Source organism: Geobacter sp. DSM 9736 (assembly GCF_900187405.1).
In the GTDB taxonomy this organism is placed as follows: Bacteria; Desulfobacterota; Desulfuromonadia; order Geobacterales; family Geobacteraceae; genus DSM-9736.
Genome location: NZ_LT896716.1, coordinates 2,859,676 through 2,877,050, shown reverse-complemented (window position 1 = coordinate 2,877,050; position 17,375 = coordinate 2,859,676). Strand labels below are relative to the sequence as shown.

The window sequence follows — 17,375 nt, the reverse complement described above, 5'->3', positions numbered from 1 at the left end:
TCCTGCACTGTTAGGAAATCAGGTTCAATAGCAGGTGCAATGAGATCAGTGCATAGCATCCCGCTGCAACATCGTCAAGAACGACGCCATAGCCCCCTTTCCCGCATCGGTCGAAATAGCGCGCAGGTTCGATTTTAATGATGTCGAAGAGGCGGAACAGCGCGAAGCCTGCACCTATGGCAACGAGGGAGGGAGAAACTCCGGTCATGGTGACCAGGAATCCCGCAACCTCGTCGATCACGATCTTACCCGAATCCTTCTCGTCGAAAACTTCTTCCGCTTCTCCTGCAATCCGGCAGGAAAGGAAGATGAAAGTGACTACCGTGAGCACGTACAGGGGAAGAGAAAGCCTTGAAAGCAGCAGGTAGAGCGGGATCGCGGCAATTGTCCCCACGGTTCCCGAAGCTACGGGGCTGTAGCCGGTGCCTCCCCAGGTGGCAAGAAGAATGACAGCCCGCCTCATTGTCCCCCCGTTTCCCGTTCTATGATCCGGTAAACGTCGATCAGCGGCATCCCCCGCTCTTCGGCTATGCGGCGGCATTCCTCGAATTCGGGCGCTATCCGGACTACTGTGCCAGCTTCAGTCGTCACCTTTACCCGAACCGGTCCCAGCGATGTCTCCCGTTCTTCCGACGCCCGTTCCAGAACAGCCCGTTCCACCGGATAATACCGTACGCCGATGGCCGTGGAATGGTGCAATATCTCCCGGGCCAGCTCATCACGTTTATCGCGCCCGCAGATAATCGTGAGACGCACTCCCGGGCGGTTCTTTTTCATCTGCAGCGGAGAGAAGGCAACGTCCAGGGCGCCGGAGGCAAGCAGATGCTCCATGAGGAAACCCAGCACCTCGGGGTTCATATCGTCAATGTGTGTTTCCATGACGAAGACATCATCGGATACATCTCTGACCTCACCGGAAACCACCCGCAGCACGTTCGGGACATCAGAAAAATCCTTTGTGCCTGCACCGCATCCGACCCTCTTTATGTGCATGGCAGGGGGGGGGACGGATTCAGCCAGTTCGGCGAGGATTGCAGCACCGGTGGGGGTCACGCGCTCCCCTGCGCCTATGTCGAAATGAACCGCCATGCCCCGAAGGAGTTCGGCCGTGGCAGGGGCAGGCACCGGAAGCCGTCCGTGGGCAGTTTCCACGAAGCCGCTGCCGTAGGGGAGGGGGGAGGTGTAGATGCGTTCGGCGCCGAGATGGTCGAGACAGATGGCCGTTCCGACCACGTCGATGATCGAATCTATCGCGCCCACTTCGTGAAAATGCACGTCCTCGATGCCTACTCCGTGCACCTTGGCCTCAGCTTCGGCGAGACGCCTGAAAATTTTCAGCGAAACATACTTTACGTTCTCCGGCAGCAGCGACTTCCGGATCATGCCGTCTATGTCGGAGTAATGGCGGTGGTGCTGGCGTTCAGACACTTCAACGTCGAAGTGGAGGGCTGTCACATGCCGCCGCTCGACCTGCTTTATGTGCAGACGATAGGACGATGCATCCAGGGGGAGGAGGGCAAGTTGCTCCCGGAGAAGGGGGAAGGGCACTCCCAGGTCTACGAGGGCCGCTATGGTCATGTCGCCGGCGATGCCGGCAAGGCAATCGAAGTAGAGGATGTTCATCGTACTCCAGGAGACAGTTTAAGGTTGAGGTGAACGAGGTTCATGATCGGTTCATGAGGCTGGCTGCGTACCCCGCGCCGAACCCGTTATCGATATTGACCACCGTCACACCTCCGGCGCAGGAATTCAGCATCCCGAGGAGTGCGGAGAGGCCGCCGAAGGAGGCGCCGTAGCCTACGGATGTGGGGACCCCGATTACGGGTTTTCCGGCAAGACCGGCCACGACCGAAGGAAGGGCACCTTCCATGCCGGCTACGACAATTATGACTGCTGCGGAATACAGAAGCTTCGTTCGTGCAAGAAGCCTGTGGATACCAGCTACACCCACATCGAAAAGCTGCTCGACGTCGTTTCCCATGAAACGTGCGGTAAGGGCAGCTTCGGAAGCGACGGGTAGGTCGGAGGTTCCGGCGGAAACGACGAGTATCTTGCCCTTGCCGACAATCTTCACCGGCCTCTGCTCGATCGTGAGGCAGCGGCTGTCGGAATGATAAATGGCGGCGGGAAAAGCCTTCTTGACCGCGAGCGCTTTCTCCCCTTCAACCCGGGTAACCAGGACATTGTTTCCCTTGTCCAGGAGGGCTGCAATGATTCCTTCGATCTGCCCCACACTCTTTCCTGCACCGAATATCACTTCGGGAAACCCGTGGCGAAGTCCTCTGTGGTGATCCACGTTGGTATGCCCAAGGTCTTCGAAAGGAAGGCTCCGCAAGCGGTCGAGCGCCTCACCGACTTCGATAGTTCCTTCCTTCAGGCTGTGAAGCAATGATTTGAGTTCGTCGGGATTCATGTCACCTTCTCTTGTCTAATGTTGGACGGGGAGAAAAAGTATACCACGCGATCCGCCAAAGAAAAGCAGATTCTCAGCAGAGAGAGCCCCTCCGCGAAGTGCCTGTAACGGCTGAAACTGGGGGAGTTGAAAAGGGAGAACTAGTCGAAAAATTGTTTTGGCTAGTGATGAAGCGGTTGCGGAAGCTTCAGGCCGAGGGAGTGCTAGGAAGTAATATTCTTCAGAGGCGATCCAGGTACGAGCGTATCTCCGCCGCAAGCTCCGGCGAGTCGATGAGCACCGAAAGCTCGTTATTGCGGCGCAGCGCACCGTCGGTCAGGTTATGGCTTCCGAGGAAGACGAAGCGCCTGTCTATGATGCCGGCCTTTGCATGGCTGGTTACGTTGGGAGAATCGAAGAGAACCCTTACTCCGCCGCGAAGGAGGAGCTCCGCGGTACGGCGGTTGTCTGCAATTAGCGGGTCTTTTCCTGCCTTCTTCTCGAGATAGACGGTTACATCTACGCCGCGCTTGCGGGCTGCGATCAGTTCGTCAACGATCTTGCCGGGCAGGTTTCCGGGTGTGTTGGTTGCCTTGAACAGGTAGAAGGAGAAGACGATGCTGCTCTTCGCGCTCCGGATGCTCTCAAGAAGCGCTGCTGCATATTCCTGGTTCCGAAGGAGAGTCAACTTGGCGGTGGTTGTCAGCCCTGCCCCGGCTTCTCCGGCTCCCGACAGGCACAGCAGAAGAGAGAGTGGCGCCAGAAACGGAGCCAGCCGCCGCCGGCAACCGAGACCCCGGCGGTCCATCAGCTGAAGATCCCCATGACCTTGTCGAAAAAGTTTTTACGCATGGGGTGGGCTTCCTCGCCGCTGATTCGAGCGAACTCCTCAAGCAGGTCACGCTGCTTCTTGTTCAGGTTCACGGGTGTTTCGATACGCACGATGACGAGCTGATCCCCCCGTCCCCGCCCCTGAAGTGAAGGTATTCCTTTTCCGCGAAGCCTGAATATCCGCCCGGACTGGGTCCCGTCGGGTATCTTCATGTTCACCTTGCCGTCCAGTGTTGGAATTTCAACTTCGCTCCCCAGTGCGGCCTGGGTGAAGCTCACGGGAATCTCGCAGATCACGTCGTTGTTTTCCCGAGTGAAGATCGGATGTTCCTTTACCGTAATATAGACGTAAAGGTCGCCGTTTCCTCCGCCCTTGGTCCCCTGTCCTCCTTCTCCGGAGAGTTTCAGGCGGTTGCCGGTCTCCACTCCTCCGGGGACCTTGACGGACAGCGTCTTCTTGTCTCTGATGCTGCCTGTGCCGCGGCAGGAACCGCACGGAGTCTCGATGATCCTGCCTTCGCCCTGACAATGGTGGCATGTCTTGCTGACGCTGAAGAACCCTTGCTGGAACCTTACCTGCCCGGCGCCGCGGCAGGTCGGGCAAGTTGTGGCGTCGGTGCCCGGCTTCGCCCCGCTGCCGCCACACGTGTCGCACCGCTTTGCATAGGGGACGTCGATGCTTTTTTCAATTCCGAAGGCGGCCTCCTCGAAACTGATCTCCAGATTGTACTGGAGGTCGTCTCCTCGCTTGCCCCGCCCTCGTTGGCGGGCACCGCCGAAAATGTCACCGAAAATATCACCGAAAATGTCACCGAATGGAGACCCGGCACCAAACCCGAAGCCGCCGCCGGAGAAGCCGGCTCCCGATAAGCCTGCGTGCCCGAACTGGTCATACTGCGCCCGCTTCTGGGCATCTGAGAGCACCTCATAGGCTTCGGAGACCTCTTTGAACTTTTCCTCCGCTTCCTTGTCTCCCGGGTTCTTGTCGGGGTGGAACTGGATTGCCAGCTTGCGGTAAGCTTTTTTGATTTCGGTTTCCGACGCGTTCCTGTGAACGCCGAGAAGCTCGTAGTAATCCTGTTTTTCGCCGTTTGCCAAAGTGGGTCCTTTGCAACGCAAAGAGCAGCGGCCTTTAGAGAGCCGCTGCTCAATGCTGATAGTTGTTATGTGACAAGGGCGCTTCCGGCGCCCCAGCTCGACACTTTATCCTACACTATCTTTTACTTCTTGTCGTCCTTAACTTCCTCGAACTCAGCTTCGACGACCTTTTCTCCCTTATCGGCAGTTTCTCCGGTCGGTTCCGCCTGTTCTGCTCCACCAGCTTGAGCTTTGGCGTAGACCGCCTCCGCAAGTTTGTGCGATGCCTGTGCCAGTTCGTCGCTTGCTTTCTTGATGGCTTCGGCTTCGTTCCCTTCCATGGCCTTCTTGAGGGCTGCAATGCCGCTTTCTATCTTGCTCTTTTCGGCGGCATCGATTTTGTCGCCGAATTCGCTCAGGGATTTCTCGGTGGAGTAGACCAGGCTATCGGCCTGGTTGCGAGCCTCGATGAGTTCGCGTTTCTTCTTGTCCTCCTCCGCGTGGGACTCGGCATCGCGGACCATCTTATCGATCTCATCTTTTGAGAGGCCTGAAGACGCGGTGATGCGTATCGACTGCTCTTTTCCCGTGCCGAGATCTTTGGCGGAGACATGAACGATGCCGTTGGCGTCAATGTCGAATGTTACCTCGATCTGCGGAACGCCTCGGGGTGCCGGCGGAATTCCAACCAACTCGAACTGGCCAAGCGTCTTGTTGTCTCCGGCCATTTCCCGCTCACCCTGCAGGACGTGGATCGTCACCGCTGGCTGATTGTCGGAGGCAGTGGAGAATACCTGGCTCTTGCGGCATGGGATCGTTGTGTTCTTCTCGATCAGCTTCGTCATGACGCTGCCAAGGGTTTCGATACCCAGTGAAAGCGGGGTCACGTCGAGAAGCAGAACATCCTTGACCTCCCCGCGGAGAACACCTGCCTGAATGGCAGCACCTATGGCGACTACCTCGTCCGGGTTAACACCCCGGTTCGGGGTCTTGCCGAAGATCTCCTGGACCTTTTTTTGTACGATAGGCATGCGTGTCATACCACCCACCAGGATTACTTCGTCCACTTCGGAGGCGGACAGGCCGGCATCCTTGAGGGCGGTGCGGCAGGGACCTTCCAGTTTTGCGATCAGGTCCGCGCAGAGCGACTCCAGTTTTGCGCGGCTAAGCTTCAAAGTCAGGTGTTTCGGACCGGTAGCATCTGCGGTGATGAAGGGGAGATTGATATCAGTTTCGAGAGAGCTCGACAGTTCGCACTTTGCCTTCTCCGCCGCTTCTTTGAGGCGCTGTAGTGCCATTTTGTCGCTGCGCAGATCGATTCCCTGCTCACGTTTGAATTCGTCAGCGATCCAGTCGATTACTTTCTGGTCGAAGTCTTCGCCACCGAGAAACGTGTCGCCGTTGGTCGATTTGACTTCGAATACTCCTTCACCGAGCTCGAGGATGGAGATGTCGAAGGTACCCCCCCCCAGGTCGAAGACAGCAATCTTTTCTTCCTTTTTCTTGTCGAGCCCATATGCCAGCGCAGCAGCAGTCGGCTCGTTGATGATGCGAAGGACGTTGAGACCGGCTATCTTACCGGCATCCTTTGTAGCCTGGCGCTGCGAGTCGTCGAAGTAGGCTGGCACCGTAATTACGGCGTCGGTTACTGTTTCTCCGAGGTAATCCTCAGCAGTCTTCTTCATCTTCTGGAGCACCATCGCCGAAATTTCGGGAGAGGAGTACTTTTTCCCGCGAACTTCGACCCACGCATCACCATTGTCAGCCTTCACTATCTTGAAGGGGGAGATCGCGATGTCCCGCTTAACCACGTCTGTGTCGAACTTGCGTCCGATGAGCCGTTTGATGGCGAAGAGGGTGTTCTCGGGATTGGTGACCGCCTGGCGCTTCGCCTGCTGCCCCACGAGCCGTTCTCCGCTTTCGGCGAAGGCGATCATCGAGGGGGTGGTGCGGCTTCCTTCCGCATTTGCTATGACAACCGGTTCCCCACCTTCCATAACGGCGACGCAGGAGTTGGTGGTTCCCAGGTCGATACCTATAACCTTGCTCATGAATTAATCCTCCTTTAGCTATTCTTTGTAAGAACCTAACCATCCCCCCTCCAAAAAACAAGGGGCTGGGAAATAATAATTTACTCAGCAGTCCGAGGAGCTACCGCTACGGCGACCATGGCTGCGCGAAGAAGTCGCCCCTGGATGGTGTATCCTTTCTGGAGTTCAGCCGCGACGGTGTTGGGGGAAATGTCGGAAGTCTCCACCTGCGACATGGCATGATGAATCGCAGGATCGAAGGGAGTCCCAGGTCCGGCATCTACGGGCTCAACCCCGTACTTTTTCAGCGCCGAAAGGAGCATTCCGTGGGTGAGCTTGACCCCCTCAAGAAGAGCTCCTTGGGCTTCATCTCCGGCATGTGCAAGGGCACGGTCCATGCTGTCGATCACGGGGAGAATTTCGGTAATCAACCCCTCGTTTCCGTACTTGAGGATCTCTTCCTTTTCCCTCTGGGCCCGCTTTCGATAGTTTTCGAGATCAGCGCGTTCCCGCAGGAACTTGTTCCAGTTCTCCTTGGCCTCGGCTTCCTTTGCCTCAAGAGCCGCTTCAAGCTCCTTCACCCTGTCCTCTCCGGCAGCACCAGTCTCCACAGGTTGACCGGTTTGCGGCTGTTCGCTCCCGGGGGCCTGCTGCTTCGTATCGTTCGTATTATCCACGGCGTTACGTCTCCTTTTCGTAAATGGATTCAGGCTTTTCATTTTTCCTGCTCCGCCAGCAGATTGCTTACGAGTCTCGCTGTGTAATCCACTATGGGAATGACCTTGGCGTATCCCATGCGTGTTGGTCCGATGACTCCGAGGACACCCAATGTGTGCTTTCCGGTGCGGTATGTGGAGGTTATCAGGCTCATTCCACCCATTTCCCGCAATGGAGATTCAGCCCCTATGAAGATATTTACACCTTCCGCCTTTTGGCACCGGTCGAGCAACATCACCAGCTTGCTTTTCTCCTCGAACGCCCTGAATATTTCCTTCATCTTTGCAACATCGGCAAATTCCGGCTGATCGAGTATGTTCGCCCTTCCTTCGACGAAAACCTCCGACGAGGCCTCAGCAAGGGTTTCCTGTGAAAGCTGAACCGCCTTTGCGAGAAGCGCATCGTACTGGGTGCGTTCGTTGTGCATCTCTTCCAGCAGTTTGTTCTTCACTTCCGCTATCGAGAGGCCCTGAAGGATTCCGTTCAGGTAGTTCGACATCTTCACCAGGTCGTTTTCTTCCACTTCCTCGTGCGAATCGATGATCTTGTTCTGTACCGTTCCGTTTTGAGACACGAGGATTGCCAGAAGGCGCGTCCCCCCCAGTTTCAGGAACTCGATGTGGCGGAAGACATTCGCTACGAACTGAGGTGCCATCACCACTCCCATGTAATGTGAGAGGGACGAGAGCATACGGCTCGTCTCCTTGAGTACCTGGCCGATATCTTTACCCGCTACGCTGCAATGCCGACGGATTTCCTCCCGTTCGTCCCGGGCAACCTTGCGCACCTCAAGGAGCGCGTCCACGTAGAGTCTATAAGCTTTATCGGTGGGAATGCGTCCCGCCGACGTGTGGGGCGACATGAGAAATCCCATCTCTTCCAGATCGGCCATGACGTTTCGCACCGTTGCCGGGGAAAGATCAAGCCCGTGGCGCCGCGTCACACTTCGGCTTCCAACCGGCTCCGCGGTTGCTATATAATCCTCAATGATTGCCTCAAGGATTTTTTTGCTTCTGTCGGTCAGGTTGTCATGCATAGCGGCCTCAAAAAATTAGCACTCACGAATACGGAGTGCTAAGATTAACTTAATAACAATCATCCGGGTTGTCAAGGGAATCAATAGGTGAAATGGGGCAACTGCAGAAAGTGCTGGAACAGCTAAAGGAAGTTCGCCGCCACCTGATTGTAGAAAAGAAGGCCCCGTCGTGAAAGTTTAAGGCTTTTGTCCTGCTGTTGTACAAGCCCGGCCTGCCGAAGCCGTGCCAGCTCTGCTCCATACACACTCTCAACCGTATCACCGAATAAAGTCTCGAAGCGGTCCAAGTCCACCCCTTCGAGCATCCGAAGTCCCAGAAAAAACCATTCCCCCATAGCTTCTCGTTTCGTAAGCACAGCATGGTCCACACCTGCAAGAAGGTCATCCACAGGGGTAGCGAGGTATGTTTCCAAATTGTCCGAGTTACGCCACCGGCAGCCGAAGCCGGGCAACTCCATGAATGAGTGTGCACCCGCGCCGAACCCTAAATAGCTTTTTCGCCGCCAGTACACCTGGTTGTGCCGTGAGCGCCTTACCGGCAGGGAATAATTTGAGATTTCGTAATGCTCATATCCGGCTACTTCCAAGAAGGTTTGAACCTCCTCAAGCATGCGCACCGCCGTATTCTCATCGGGAAGAACAATGTCGCCCACCGCGGCCATCCGATGGAATGGTGTCCCCTCCTCGACCGAAAGGGCATACACTGCTACATGCTCCGCGGCCAGCCGGGCTGCGGATTCGAGATCCTGTCGCAATAACGGCAGCGTCTGACCCGGGAGTCCGTGAATGAGGTCGATGGCGATATTGTCGAACCCGGCCTTTCGTGCCGAGCGAAAGGCATCGACTGCTTCCTGTCCGGTATGAATGCGGCCGATAGCGGAAAGCAGGTGGTCATTAAAGGACTGGATGCCGAGAGATAGTCGCGTTACTCCAGCAGCGCTGTACCCTGCCAAGGTTTCAGGGGTTACCGTGCCGGGGTTAGCCTCAATGGTTATTTCAGCTTCCGACGATAGTCCGAACAGGCGCACTGCTGCATCGACTAGGGATTCTACCACTGCCGGGGGCATGAGAGAGGGGGTTCCCCCTCCGAAGTAGAGAGTGGTGGCAGCTGCGCGCTCCGACAGGACGCTGCTTCGCAGCTCAAGCTCCCGGAGGAGGGCCTCTGCGTAATCCTCCGGTGATACGGGAAGCCCCGGAACAGAGTTGAAATCGCAGTAAAAGCATTTCTGCCGGCAGAAAGGAAAGTGCACGTAAAGAGCCAGGTCCATGTTTAACATTTAAACATAGACTGCAGCCGAAAATCACGGGTAAATTCTATAGAAATGGGCAAGCACTGCCGGTACACTACCGCGCATTAATCCGGTGTGAGATAAGGGGGCGCGTATCGTGAAGACTCCTGTTAAGGCTGCGGCCATCCAGTTCAACGTTCAGCTCGGCGATGTAGACGCCAATGTCGCATATGTACGGGATGCGGTAACCCGGGTGGCAGCCCAGGGTTGCCGGCTGGCGGTAATGCCGGAGATGTGGTCATCGGGCTACGATTACCGCCGACTGAACGAGCTGGCACTTCGCACTCCTGAGGTAGTTGAAGAGCTGGCGCGCCTTTCTGCAGTGCATTCAATGGTCCTTGTCGGCAGCCTTCCGGAACCGCACGGAGAACGTGTATATAACACGGCCTTTATCCTCGATAATGGAAAGCTGATCGGCACCTACCGGAAAATTCATCTCTTCTCACTCATGGGTGAGGACCGTTCGCTGGACGGAGGTGATTCATGGATAGTGGTCGACACGCAGGTGGGCCGCCTGGGTGTTTTCATCTGTTACGACCTCAGGTTCCCCGAATTGGCCCGCCGTCTTGCGGTAGAAGGGGCCGAGATAATCGCAGTCCCTGCCGAATGGCCCAAACCGCGGGAAGAGCACTGGCGAACACTGTTGAAAGCCCGGGCGATTGAAAACCAGCTATTCATCGTGTCAGCCAACTGCTGTGGAATCCAGGGCAAGCTCGACTTTTTCGGAGAAAGCTTCATCATAGGACCGAAAGGGGAGATTCTTGCCCAAGGTGGGTACGAGAACTGCGAGCTTGTGGCCGACATCGACTTCTCGACGATGGAAGCATGGCGTCAGCAGATTACCTGTTTCCAGGACCGCAAGCCACAGTACTACTGACATGACGCCCCTTGTCCAAGGGAAAATTTCAGATTTCGCCTTCTAAAAATCGTGTTGACTTGCTCCATGGGAAGACGATATTTTCAGTAGGCTGTCAAACCCTTTCGGAGGTATTCCATTGAGTCTGCTAATGGGAACCGGCTTGGTCGTCAAGCTGGTACTGTTTATCCTTATTTACTTCTCGGTCGTTTCGTGGGCGATAATCTTCTACAAGCTGCTCCAGGTTCACAGGGCCAACAAGGACTCGGAGCGTTTCCTAGATTTTTTCTGGAAGACAAAGCGGTTCGATACCATTGCTACGCAGCTTGACAGATTCGGGAACTCCCCGCTTACCCTGCTCTTCAACGAGGGTTACGCCGAACTGAAGCGGCTCATGGATTCGGGTGAAGCAAAGCGCGAACCGGGAGTCGTAAGTACCGACCTCGGCGGAATTGAGAATATCGACCGCGCTCTGCGACGTGCGACGACCCAGGAAATCACAAGGTTGGAGAAATACACTACCTTCCTCGCTACCACCGGATCGACCGCTCCTTTCATCGGCTTATTCGGAACAGTCTGGGGAATCAAAGATTCTTTCACCGGAATTGCTCAGACCGGATCGGCTTCCCTTGCTGTGGTTGCGCCTGGAATAGCCGAAGCACTTATTGCAACAGCCATCGGTCTTGTTGCCGCCATCCCGGCTGTCATGGGGTATAATCACTTCCAGAACAGGATCAAGGTGTTGATCGCGGAAATGGACAATTTCTCAACTGAATTTCTCAATATCGTCCACCGGACCGTACTGAACAAATAGGTCACTTATATGGCAATGGGAAGCAGAGGGAACCGGGGCGACCGGAACACAATGTCGGAGATCAACGTCACTCCTCTCGTGGACGTCATGCTTGTTTTGCTCGTCATCTTCATGATAACGGCACCTATGATGCAGCAGGGGGTACAGGTAAATCTGCCTAAGGCGGAAACCAAAGCACTGAACCCGCAGGAAGAAACGGTGGTGGTCTCAGTCGAGAAATCGGGTAGAATATTTATCGACAAGAGCGAGGTTGTTCCCGGCGACCTAGGGCAGAGGCTTTCCGCCATGTTCGCCAACCGCAGCAAAAAAGAGGTCTTTCTCAAAGCGGACAAGGATGTTCCTTATGGTGATGTCGTGAGAACCATGGCCGAAATCAAGGCGGCAGGAATAGAGCGCCTCGGCATGGTAACGGAACCTGCCCAGAAAAAATGAAAACCATCTTGGCACGAAAAGATCCGGGCCTGGTAATGGTCCTTTCCTTTTCGACCATTCTCCACGTTGCCCTATACACGCTACTAGCTGCCCGCTTCAGTTTCGACACACCACATTCTGAAGATCAGACTTACTATGTCGACATGGTGTCGCTACCCGTGGCCAATCCCCGTGCAGGAGTCCCCGCAGCACCAGCCCCGCCGCTGTCCTTACTGTCGGAACCGCCTGCTCCTAGTGAAATGAAATTTCCGGTGAAGGCCGCTATTCAACCTTCGCCGAAACAGTCTTCTGCCAAGGCCCGGCCGACGCCGGCCGCCCCCTCCGTTTCTTCCGCAAGCGAGTTTGAGGAGCGCATGGCACGACTGGAGCGGGAAGCCGAAAGTCGCCATCAGGCAGCAGCACTTGAATCGCTGCGTAAAAAAATGGCTGCCGGAAGTGATCAGGCGGGAATACCTTCGGGGAAGGGCACTGAAACCGGCACCAACTACATCAGTTACCTGAAGTCTCGTCTTGATCAAGAATTTCGCGCTACCATAGCACTCCAGACTCAAAATCCCGAGGTCTTCGTACGTCTTGTGATTGACCGCAATGGCCGCATCGTAGGTAACCTGATGGAAAAAAGCTCCAGAGACAAGCTGTTCGAAGATTCAGTAAACAGGGCGATTTTCAAGGCGCAGCAAAACCTGCGTCCGCCGCCGAATGGGCAGCAGTTCGAGGTGAGCGTAAGGTTCAGCCCGCAAGGTGTGGCAAGGCAATGATAAAGATAAAAGGATTTTTTCCTCCCCTCTTATTCCTAATGGTTCTCCTCACACCATTATTGGGCGCGCAGCAGGAGCATATCGAGGTTTCGGCGCCCGCCAATCGCCAGCTTCAACTTCACATAGCACCTGCGGTCAACCTGGGGGGGGAATCCGATTCAGCTATGTCAGCCGACATCTCGCAGGTGCTCGGCTTCGACATGACCCTCGCTGGGTTCTCTGTAGTTTCTCCTCCAGTTGCTGAAGAGATGGGCATCCGACCCGGTGAATTCTCGCTGGCGCCATGGAAAAGGGCAGGGGCGGACATCCTCATCAAGTCCGGCTTCCAACTGAACGGAGATTCATGCACTATCGAGTTCCGGCTCTACGACGTAACCCGGGAAAAGGAAGTGGCCGCAAAGCGCTACACCGGGCGTCGCCAGGATGTGCGCAAAATTGTCCATACCTTCTCCGACGATGCTTTGGAAGCGGTTACCGGAGAGCGGGGGCCATTCACCGGTAAAATCGCATTCGTATCGAAGGCGACAGGGAATAAGGAAATCGCGTTGATGGACTATGACGGTTACAACGTGATCCCGATTACTAAGAACCGCTCCATCAACCTCAACCCCGAGTTTTCTCCTTCTGGTCGAGAAATAATCTTCACATCGTACCAGAAGCGGAACCCCGATCTCTACCGGCGGGAGTTGTACACCGGGTCTGAAGCGAGAATCTCATCTAGCAGGGGGATCAACATTACAGCCGCATATGCCCCGGACGGTAACCGGATCGCACTCGCAATGAGCAAGGACGGGCACTCCCAGATTTACCTCATTTCCAAAGAAGGTAAAGAGCTTGCCCGCCTTACTCACGGGAGCGCTATTGACGTTTCCCCTGCATGGTCGCCTGACGGGAGCCGGATTACGTTTGTTTCTGACCGGCTCGGTTCCCCTCAAGTATTCGTCATGAATGCCGATGGCTCTTCAGTACGTCGTCTCACTACGACCGGCTCTTACAACGTCAGCCCGCGATGGTCACCCAAAGGTGACCGTATCGCATACTGCCGACAGGAGGGAAACGGCTTCCAGATCTACACTATCAGGCCGGACGGGACGGGAGATCTGAGGCTCACCAGCGAAGGAAACAACGAACATCCCCGTTGGTCTCCGGACGGCCGATTCATCACATTCAGCTCCAGAAGAGGTGGAACTGAAGCTATATATGTAATGCGAGCGGACGGTACCGGTGAGACAAGGGTCTCGCGTGGCAAGGGGGCAGATTCCCACCCGACCTGGTCCCCTCGGTGAGGGGTTGCTGGACCTCGAATTGACCTGTAATAAATTGTATTGCCACCTAAGTTATGTATAATGTGTTTTATGTTCATGAACTTATGAGCTACTGAAGCTCGTACTAATGACAAAAGGAGACGTACCATGCGTAAGGGAATGGCAGGGATGTTGATAGTGCTGTGGAGCTGTATGCTTGTCACCGGCTGTGCCAAAAAGGGAATGGTCGGAGGCGAGGAGACTATTGCCCCCCCCACGACGGCTCCAGCAGATCAGACATCCAAGGCTCAGCAGCCTGTAAAGGAACAACCTGTCAAGGAACAGCCTATTTCCGAAACGCCGGTCGCCTCTGCCGACTTGGGTTCCAAGCAGGCCGCCCCCGACCAGCAGGCCCAGGCAGAATTCGCCCTGGAGCGCGTCTTCTTCGACTTCGACTCCTATATCCTCTCCCAGACCGCTCGGGACATCCTGACAAAAAACGCTCAATGGCTGCAGAATAACACGAACGCAAAGATTCAGATTGAAGGGCACTGCGACGAGCGGGGCTCCGACGAGTACAACCTCGCTTTGGGCGAAAAGCGTGCGCAGTCGGCCCAGAAGTACATGGTAACGTTGGGCGTTTCTGCCGATCGCCTTTCGATAATCAGCTACGGAAAAGAAAAGCCGCTCGATCCCGGTCATGACGAAGCTGCCTGGGCGAAGAACCGGCGCGCGGAGTTCATAGTTGTGAGGTAGGAAATACCAAAGTACTTCGTTAGGAGCCGGTCTCGGCTCCTTTTTTATTGTGACAGCAGTAGACTTTGGGAGGAAATGCAATAATGACAGCTAAGAGCAGATGTCTCGTTGCGCTTGTTGTCTGTGCACTGGCGGGCTGCGCCAGCCAGACGGACATGGCTAACCTGCAGAGAGATATGGATGAGATGAAGGCAAGGCTGCTGCAGGTGGATCGTGACGTAGCGGGAGTGAAGAGCTCGGCACGCGAGGACCTGGACAAGTCACTCCGGGCCTACCAGAAGGATATCGAAACCTTGCGACGAAGTGCGGCCGACATCCAAGCCACGATAGAGTCGACGAAGGTGGATAATCAGGTACTGAGCGGAAAACTTGATGATGTGGCGCTGCTGGCGAAAAAGCCGGCTGACGACATTGCCCTCCTTCGTGAAGACATGGAGCGGCGGCTTAAGGTTGTGAGTGATCGTATGGTGAAGTTGGAGGCCGGCCTCGAGGAGTTCAATAAAAAAATTGAAGAATCTAAGCCGAGAGAGCCGCAACAGACCCCTGAGGGACTCTATCAGAAGGCGCTAGATTCCTTTCGTGCGGGGGACCTTGTAAAGTCGCGGGAGATGTTCGGAAACTTCATGCAGAGCTATCCCTCCCACGACCTTGTTCCAAATGCCCAGTATTGGCTGGGTGAAACGCTCTATGCAGAGAAAAAGTACGACCAGGCAATCCTTGAGTTTCAACAGATCATCAAAAAGTACCCGAACAAAGAAAAAGTGCCTGCGGCCATGCTCAAGCAGGCCATGGCCTTCAAGGAGCTGGGGGACGTGAAAAGCGCCCGGTATGTTCTTAAGAAGCTCCAGGAGGACTATCCATTTTCGGAAGAGGCGCAAAAGGCAAAGGACAGGCTAAAGGAGCTGAAATAAGAACGGCGGGCAAAAAGCCCGCCGTAGTTTCAACTATTAAAGAGTTCAGGCCCCTGCCTTCTCTTTAGCTGTCTCTTTACCGCCATCCCCTGTCGCTTCTTTCGCGGGCTCCGTTGTTGCTTCGGAAGCCGCTGCCACCTCTGCCGGTTTTTCATCACCGGGTTTGATTTCTTCGCTGATGCTCTGCTTGAAGTCCTCGGACGCACGTTTGAATTCCGCAAGCCCCTTCCCGAGCGACCGAGCAAGATCGGGCAATTTTTTGGGTCCTATCACAATCAGAGCGATCACAAAGATAACGATCAGCTCTGGCATCCCTATTCCGAACATTGGCACCTCGTCGTTTCTGTTATGTCAAATCCCTCTGCGCCATTCATAAGCACCGCAGAGTCTGGAAAATAATAGATGTTTTGCCAGGGGGTGTCAAGCCCGGTTCTCCCGACCATTCCAGTGCAAAGAGGGTTTGACAGAGGGCTCAACATTGATCTACTATCATTGGTCTTCCGAATTGCTGCCCAAGAGGTCTACATGCACAACGATGACATACGACAGGAAATAAAGGCGCTCCTTCACCAAAGAAATGCCGTGCTCCTCGCACACAACTACATGCGGGACGAAGTTCAGGAGATAGCCGATATCACGGGGGATTCCCTTGCTCTCTCGATGGAGGCTTCGAAAACAGATGCGGAAGTCATCGTCTTTTGCGGAGTCCACTTCATGGCCGAATCCGCCTCCATTCTTGCTCCTGAAAAAACGGTCCTCCTTCCGCGACTCGACGCAGGCTGTCCGATGGCAGACATGGTGACTGTGGAGGGGCTTGAGCAGCTCAAGGCAGAACACCCAGGGGTCCCTGTCGTCACGTATGTGAATTCATCCGCCGCCGTTAAAGCTATCAGCGACGTCTGCTGCACCTCCGCCAATGCCGTCAAGGTTGTAAATTCTCTTTCCGACACGGAAATCATATTCGTTCCCGACCGGAACCTTGGCCGCTATGTTGCCCGGCAATCCGACAAGATCTTTCATTTTTGGGACGGATACTGTCCTACCCATGAAAGGCTCCGGGCCGACCATGTACTTGCTCTTAAAGAGCAGCATCCTGATGCTCTTTTCGTATGCCATCCCGAATGCCATCCGGACGTGACTTCGCTTGCCGACCACGTTTGCTCGACAACCGGAATGTACGAGTATTGTCGCAAGAGCCCGGCCAGGCGGTTCATCATAGGCACCGAGGCAGGAATCCTCTACAGGCTTCGCCAGGAGAACCCTGACAAGGAGTTTATCCTCGCATCACCCGCGCTCTTCTGCCCTAACATGAAGCTGACCTCCCTTGAGGATGTCCTGGATGCCCTCAAGACGATGAACCCGGTAGTTAAGGTTCCCGAAGAGATACGGAAACCTGCGAAGAGTGCCCTCGACAGAATGCTCGCTGTCCCGAGGGATTGAAAGCAGCCGTCTGCGAAATAAAATAATTGTCCTGAGCTTATCCAATACTCATCATCGAGGGTACCGTAAATGATACGTCCATTTCAGGGTATACAACCCAAGATCGATCCAGCAGCCTTCATTGCCGAAACAGCAGTGATCATCGGAGATGTTGAAATCGGAGCGCAAAGCAGTGTGTGGTACAACGTCGTGGCGCGCGGGGACGTGAACTTCATCCGTATCGGCAACCGAACTAACATCCAGGATCTCAGCATGCTCCATGTTACCCACAGAAAACATGCAGAAGACCCGGGAGCTCCCCTCATCATCGGTGATGATGTAACTGTCGGCCACAGTGTGACCCTTCACGGATGCACAATAGGCAACGGGGCCTTTATCGGAATGCAAGCGATTGTGATGGACAACGTTGAGGTAGGGGAGGGGGCTTTGATAGGAGCCAGGGCTCTCGTAACTGAAGGAACAGTGATCCCGCCGTACACCCTCTGGATCGGCTCGCCTGCAAAGTGCAAGCGGGAGCTGACACCCCAGGAGATCGAGTGGCTCAAGAAATCACCGCAGAACTACGTGAAGTACGCCCTCCAGTACATCAACGACAACGGATGAGATTCTTCCCCTCAGAAATGAAAAAGGGAGCTCGAAAGAGCTCCCTTTTTTGTTGTGAACGGTTATTGGCGGCGCGAGATTCGCGATGATTCCGTCGTCGGCGACGATTGATGGCCCGCAGGCGTAGCAGCGCTACGTCGAGGAGCCTGAGGAGGAGCCGGCGGCGGAAGGGCGCGAATCTCGCGCCGC

At 55.2% G+C, this 17,375-nt stretch carries 19 protein-coding genes; 9 read left to right on the top strand and 10 right to left on the bottom strand.

Going from position 1 to position 17,375, the window contains the following annotated elements; all coding sequences use genetic code 11:
* Positions 1–10: 10 nt before the first annotated feature.
* The 9 genes from CFB04_RS13135 to hemW form a co-directional block, all read right to left on the bottom strand.
* Positions 11–463, bottom strand: coding sequence for a phosphatidylglycerophosphatase A (locus CFB04_RS13135; protein WP_088535691.1), 453 nt, complete (start codon positions 461–463; stop codon positions 11–13).
* The gene (gene larC, locus CFB04_RS13130; RefSeq protein ID WP_088535690.1) at positions 460–1,623 is read right to left on the bottom strand and encodes a nickel pincer cofactor biosynthesis protein LarC; all 1,164 of its coding nucleotides are present in this window, start codon (positions 1,621–1,623) and stop codon (positions 460–462) included. The genes CFB04_RS13135 and larC overlap by 4 nt, the downstream gene beginning before the upstream one ends.
* Before the next feature lie 40 nt (positions 1,624–1,663).
* Complete coding sequence (gene larB, locus CFB04_RS13125; RefSeq protein ID WP_088535689.1) at positions 1,664–2,413, bottom strand: nickel pincer cofactor biosynthesis protein LarB; 750 nt, start codon at positions 2,411–2,413, stop codon at positions 1,664–1,666.
* Positions 2,414–2,633: 220 nt separating this feature from the next.
* Positions 2,634–3,200, bottom strand: a complete 567-nt coding sequence (locus CFB04_RS13120) for a phospholipase D-like domain-containing protein (protein WP_088535688.1) — start codon at positions 3,198–3,200, stop codon at positions 2,634–2,636.
* Positions 3,200–4,321: a molecular chaperone DnaJ gene (dnaJ, locus tag CFB04_RS13115; protein ID WP_088535687.1), complete on the bottom strand. Its 1,122-nt coding sequence runs from the start codon at positions 4,319–4,321 to the stop codon at positions 3,200–3,202. The genes CFB04_RS13120 and dnaJ overlap by 1 nt, the downstream gene beginning before the upstream one ends.
* 122 nt (positions 4,322–4,443) lie before the next feature.
* The gene (dnaK, locus tag CFB04_RS13110) at positions 4,444–6,351 is read right to left on the bottom strand and encodes a molecular chaperone DnaK (protein ID WP_088535686.1); all 1,908 of its coding nucleotides are present in this window, start codon (positions 6,349–6,351) and stop codon (positions 4,444–4,446) included.
* 80 nt (positions 6,352–6,431) lie between these two features.
* On the bottom strand, positions 6,432–7,049 hold the full coding sequence (grpE, locus tag CFB04_RS13105) for a nucleotide exchange factor GrpE (protein ID WP_088535685.1): 618 nt from the start codon (positions 7,047–7,049) through the stop codon (positions 6,432–6,434).
* The gene (hrcA, locus tag CFB04_RS13100) at positions 7,046–8,083 is read right to left on the bottom strand and encodes a heat-inducible transcriptional repressor HrcA (protein WP_088535684.1); all 1,038 of its coding nucleotides are present in this window, start codon (positions 8,081–8,083) and stop codon (positions 7,046–7,048) included. The genes grpE and hrcA overlap by 4 nt, the downstream gene beginning before the upstream one ends.
* Before the next feature lie 122 nt (positions 8,084–8,205).
* Positions 8,206–9,360, bottom strand: coding sequence for a radical SAM family heme chaperone HemW (hemW, locus tag CFB04_RS13095; protein WP_231934183.1), 1,155 nt, complete (start codon positions 9,358–9,360; stop codon positions 8,206–8,208).
* Between the two features lie 109 nt (positions 9,361–9,469).
* Between hemW and CFB04_RS13090 the strand changes: the two genes are divergently transcribed.
* The 7 genes from CFB04_RS13090 (at position 9,470) to ybgF (ending at position 15,143) form a co-directional block, all read left to right on the top strand.
* Complete coding sequence (locus CFB04_RS13090; protein ID WP_088535682.1) at positions 9,470–10,249, top strand: carbon-nitrogen family hydrolase; 780 nt, start codon at positions 9,470–9,472, stop codon at positions 10,247–10,249.
* A 130-nt stretch (positions 10,250–10,379) separates the two neighbouring features.
* A complete protein-coding gene (gene tolQ, locus CFB04_RS13085; protein ID WP_369833299.1) occupies positions 10,380–11,042 on the top strand; it encodes a protein TolQ in 663 nt (220 codons plus the stop codon).
* Positions 11,043–11,051: 9 nt separating this feature from the next.
* Positions 11,052–11,474, top strand: a complete 423-nt coding sequence (tolR, locus tag CFB04_RS13080) for a protein TolR (RefSeq protein WP_088535680.1) — start codon at positions 11,052–11,054, stop codon at positions 11,472–11,474.
* A complete protein-coding gene (locus CFB04_RS13075; protein WP_088535679.1) occupies positions 11,471–12,232 on the top strand; it encodes a TonB family protein in 762 nt (253 codons plus the stop codon). Before tolR ends, CFB04_RS13075 begins: the two co-directional genes overlap by 4 nt.
* Positions 12,229–13,518, top strand: coding sequence for a Tol-Pal system beta propeller repeat protein TolB (gene tolB / locus CFB04_RS13070; protein WP_088535678.1), 1,290 nt, complete (start codon positions 12,229–12,231; stop codon positions 13,516–13,518). The genes CFB04_RS13075 and tolB overlap by 4 nt, the downstream gene beginning before the upstream one ends.
* Before the next feature lie 126 nt (positions 13,519–13,644).
* Entirely contained in the window at positions 13,645–14,232 is a 588-nt protein-coding gene (gene pal / locus CFB04_RS13065; RefSeq protein WP_088535677.1) for a peptidoglycan-associated lipoprotein Pal, read from the top strand.
* Between the two features lie 83 nt (positions 14,233–14,315).
* Complete coding sequence (gene ybgF / locus CFB04_RS13060) at positions 14,316–15,143, top strand: tol-pal system protein YbgF (protein WP_088535676.1); 828 nt, start codon at positions 14,316–14,318, stop codon at positions 15,141–15,143.
* Between the two features lie 45 nt (positions 15,144–15,188).
* Here the strand turns inward: ybgF and CFB04_RS13055 are convergent, their stop codons facing one another.
* Positions 15,189–15,470 (bottom strand): TatA/E family twin arginine-targeting protein translocase, encoded by a 282-nt coding sequence (locus CFB04_RS13055; RefSeq protein ID WP_088535675.1) that lies wholly within the window; start codon positions 15,468–15,470, stop codon positions 15,189–15,191.
* A 75-nt stretch (positions 15,471–15,545) separates the two neighbouring features.
* Here CFB04_RS13055 and nadA point away from each other — a divergent pair, with 75 nt between their 5' ends.
* Positions 15,546–16,583 (top strand): quinolinate synthase NadA, encoded by a 1,038-nt coding sequence (nadA, locus tag CFB04_RS13050; protein ID WP_255396945.1) that lies wholly within the window; start codon positions 15,546–15,548, stop codon positions 16,581–16,583.
* Between the two features lie 69 nt (positions 16,584–16,652).
* On the top strand, positions 16,653–17,186 hold the full coding sequence (locus CFB04_RS13045; protein WP_088535673.1) for a gamma carbonic anhydrase family protein: 534 nt from the start codon (positions 16,653–16,655) through the stop codon (positions 17,184–17,186).
* Positions 17,187–17,375 lie beyond the last annotated feature (189 nt).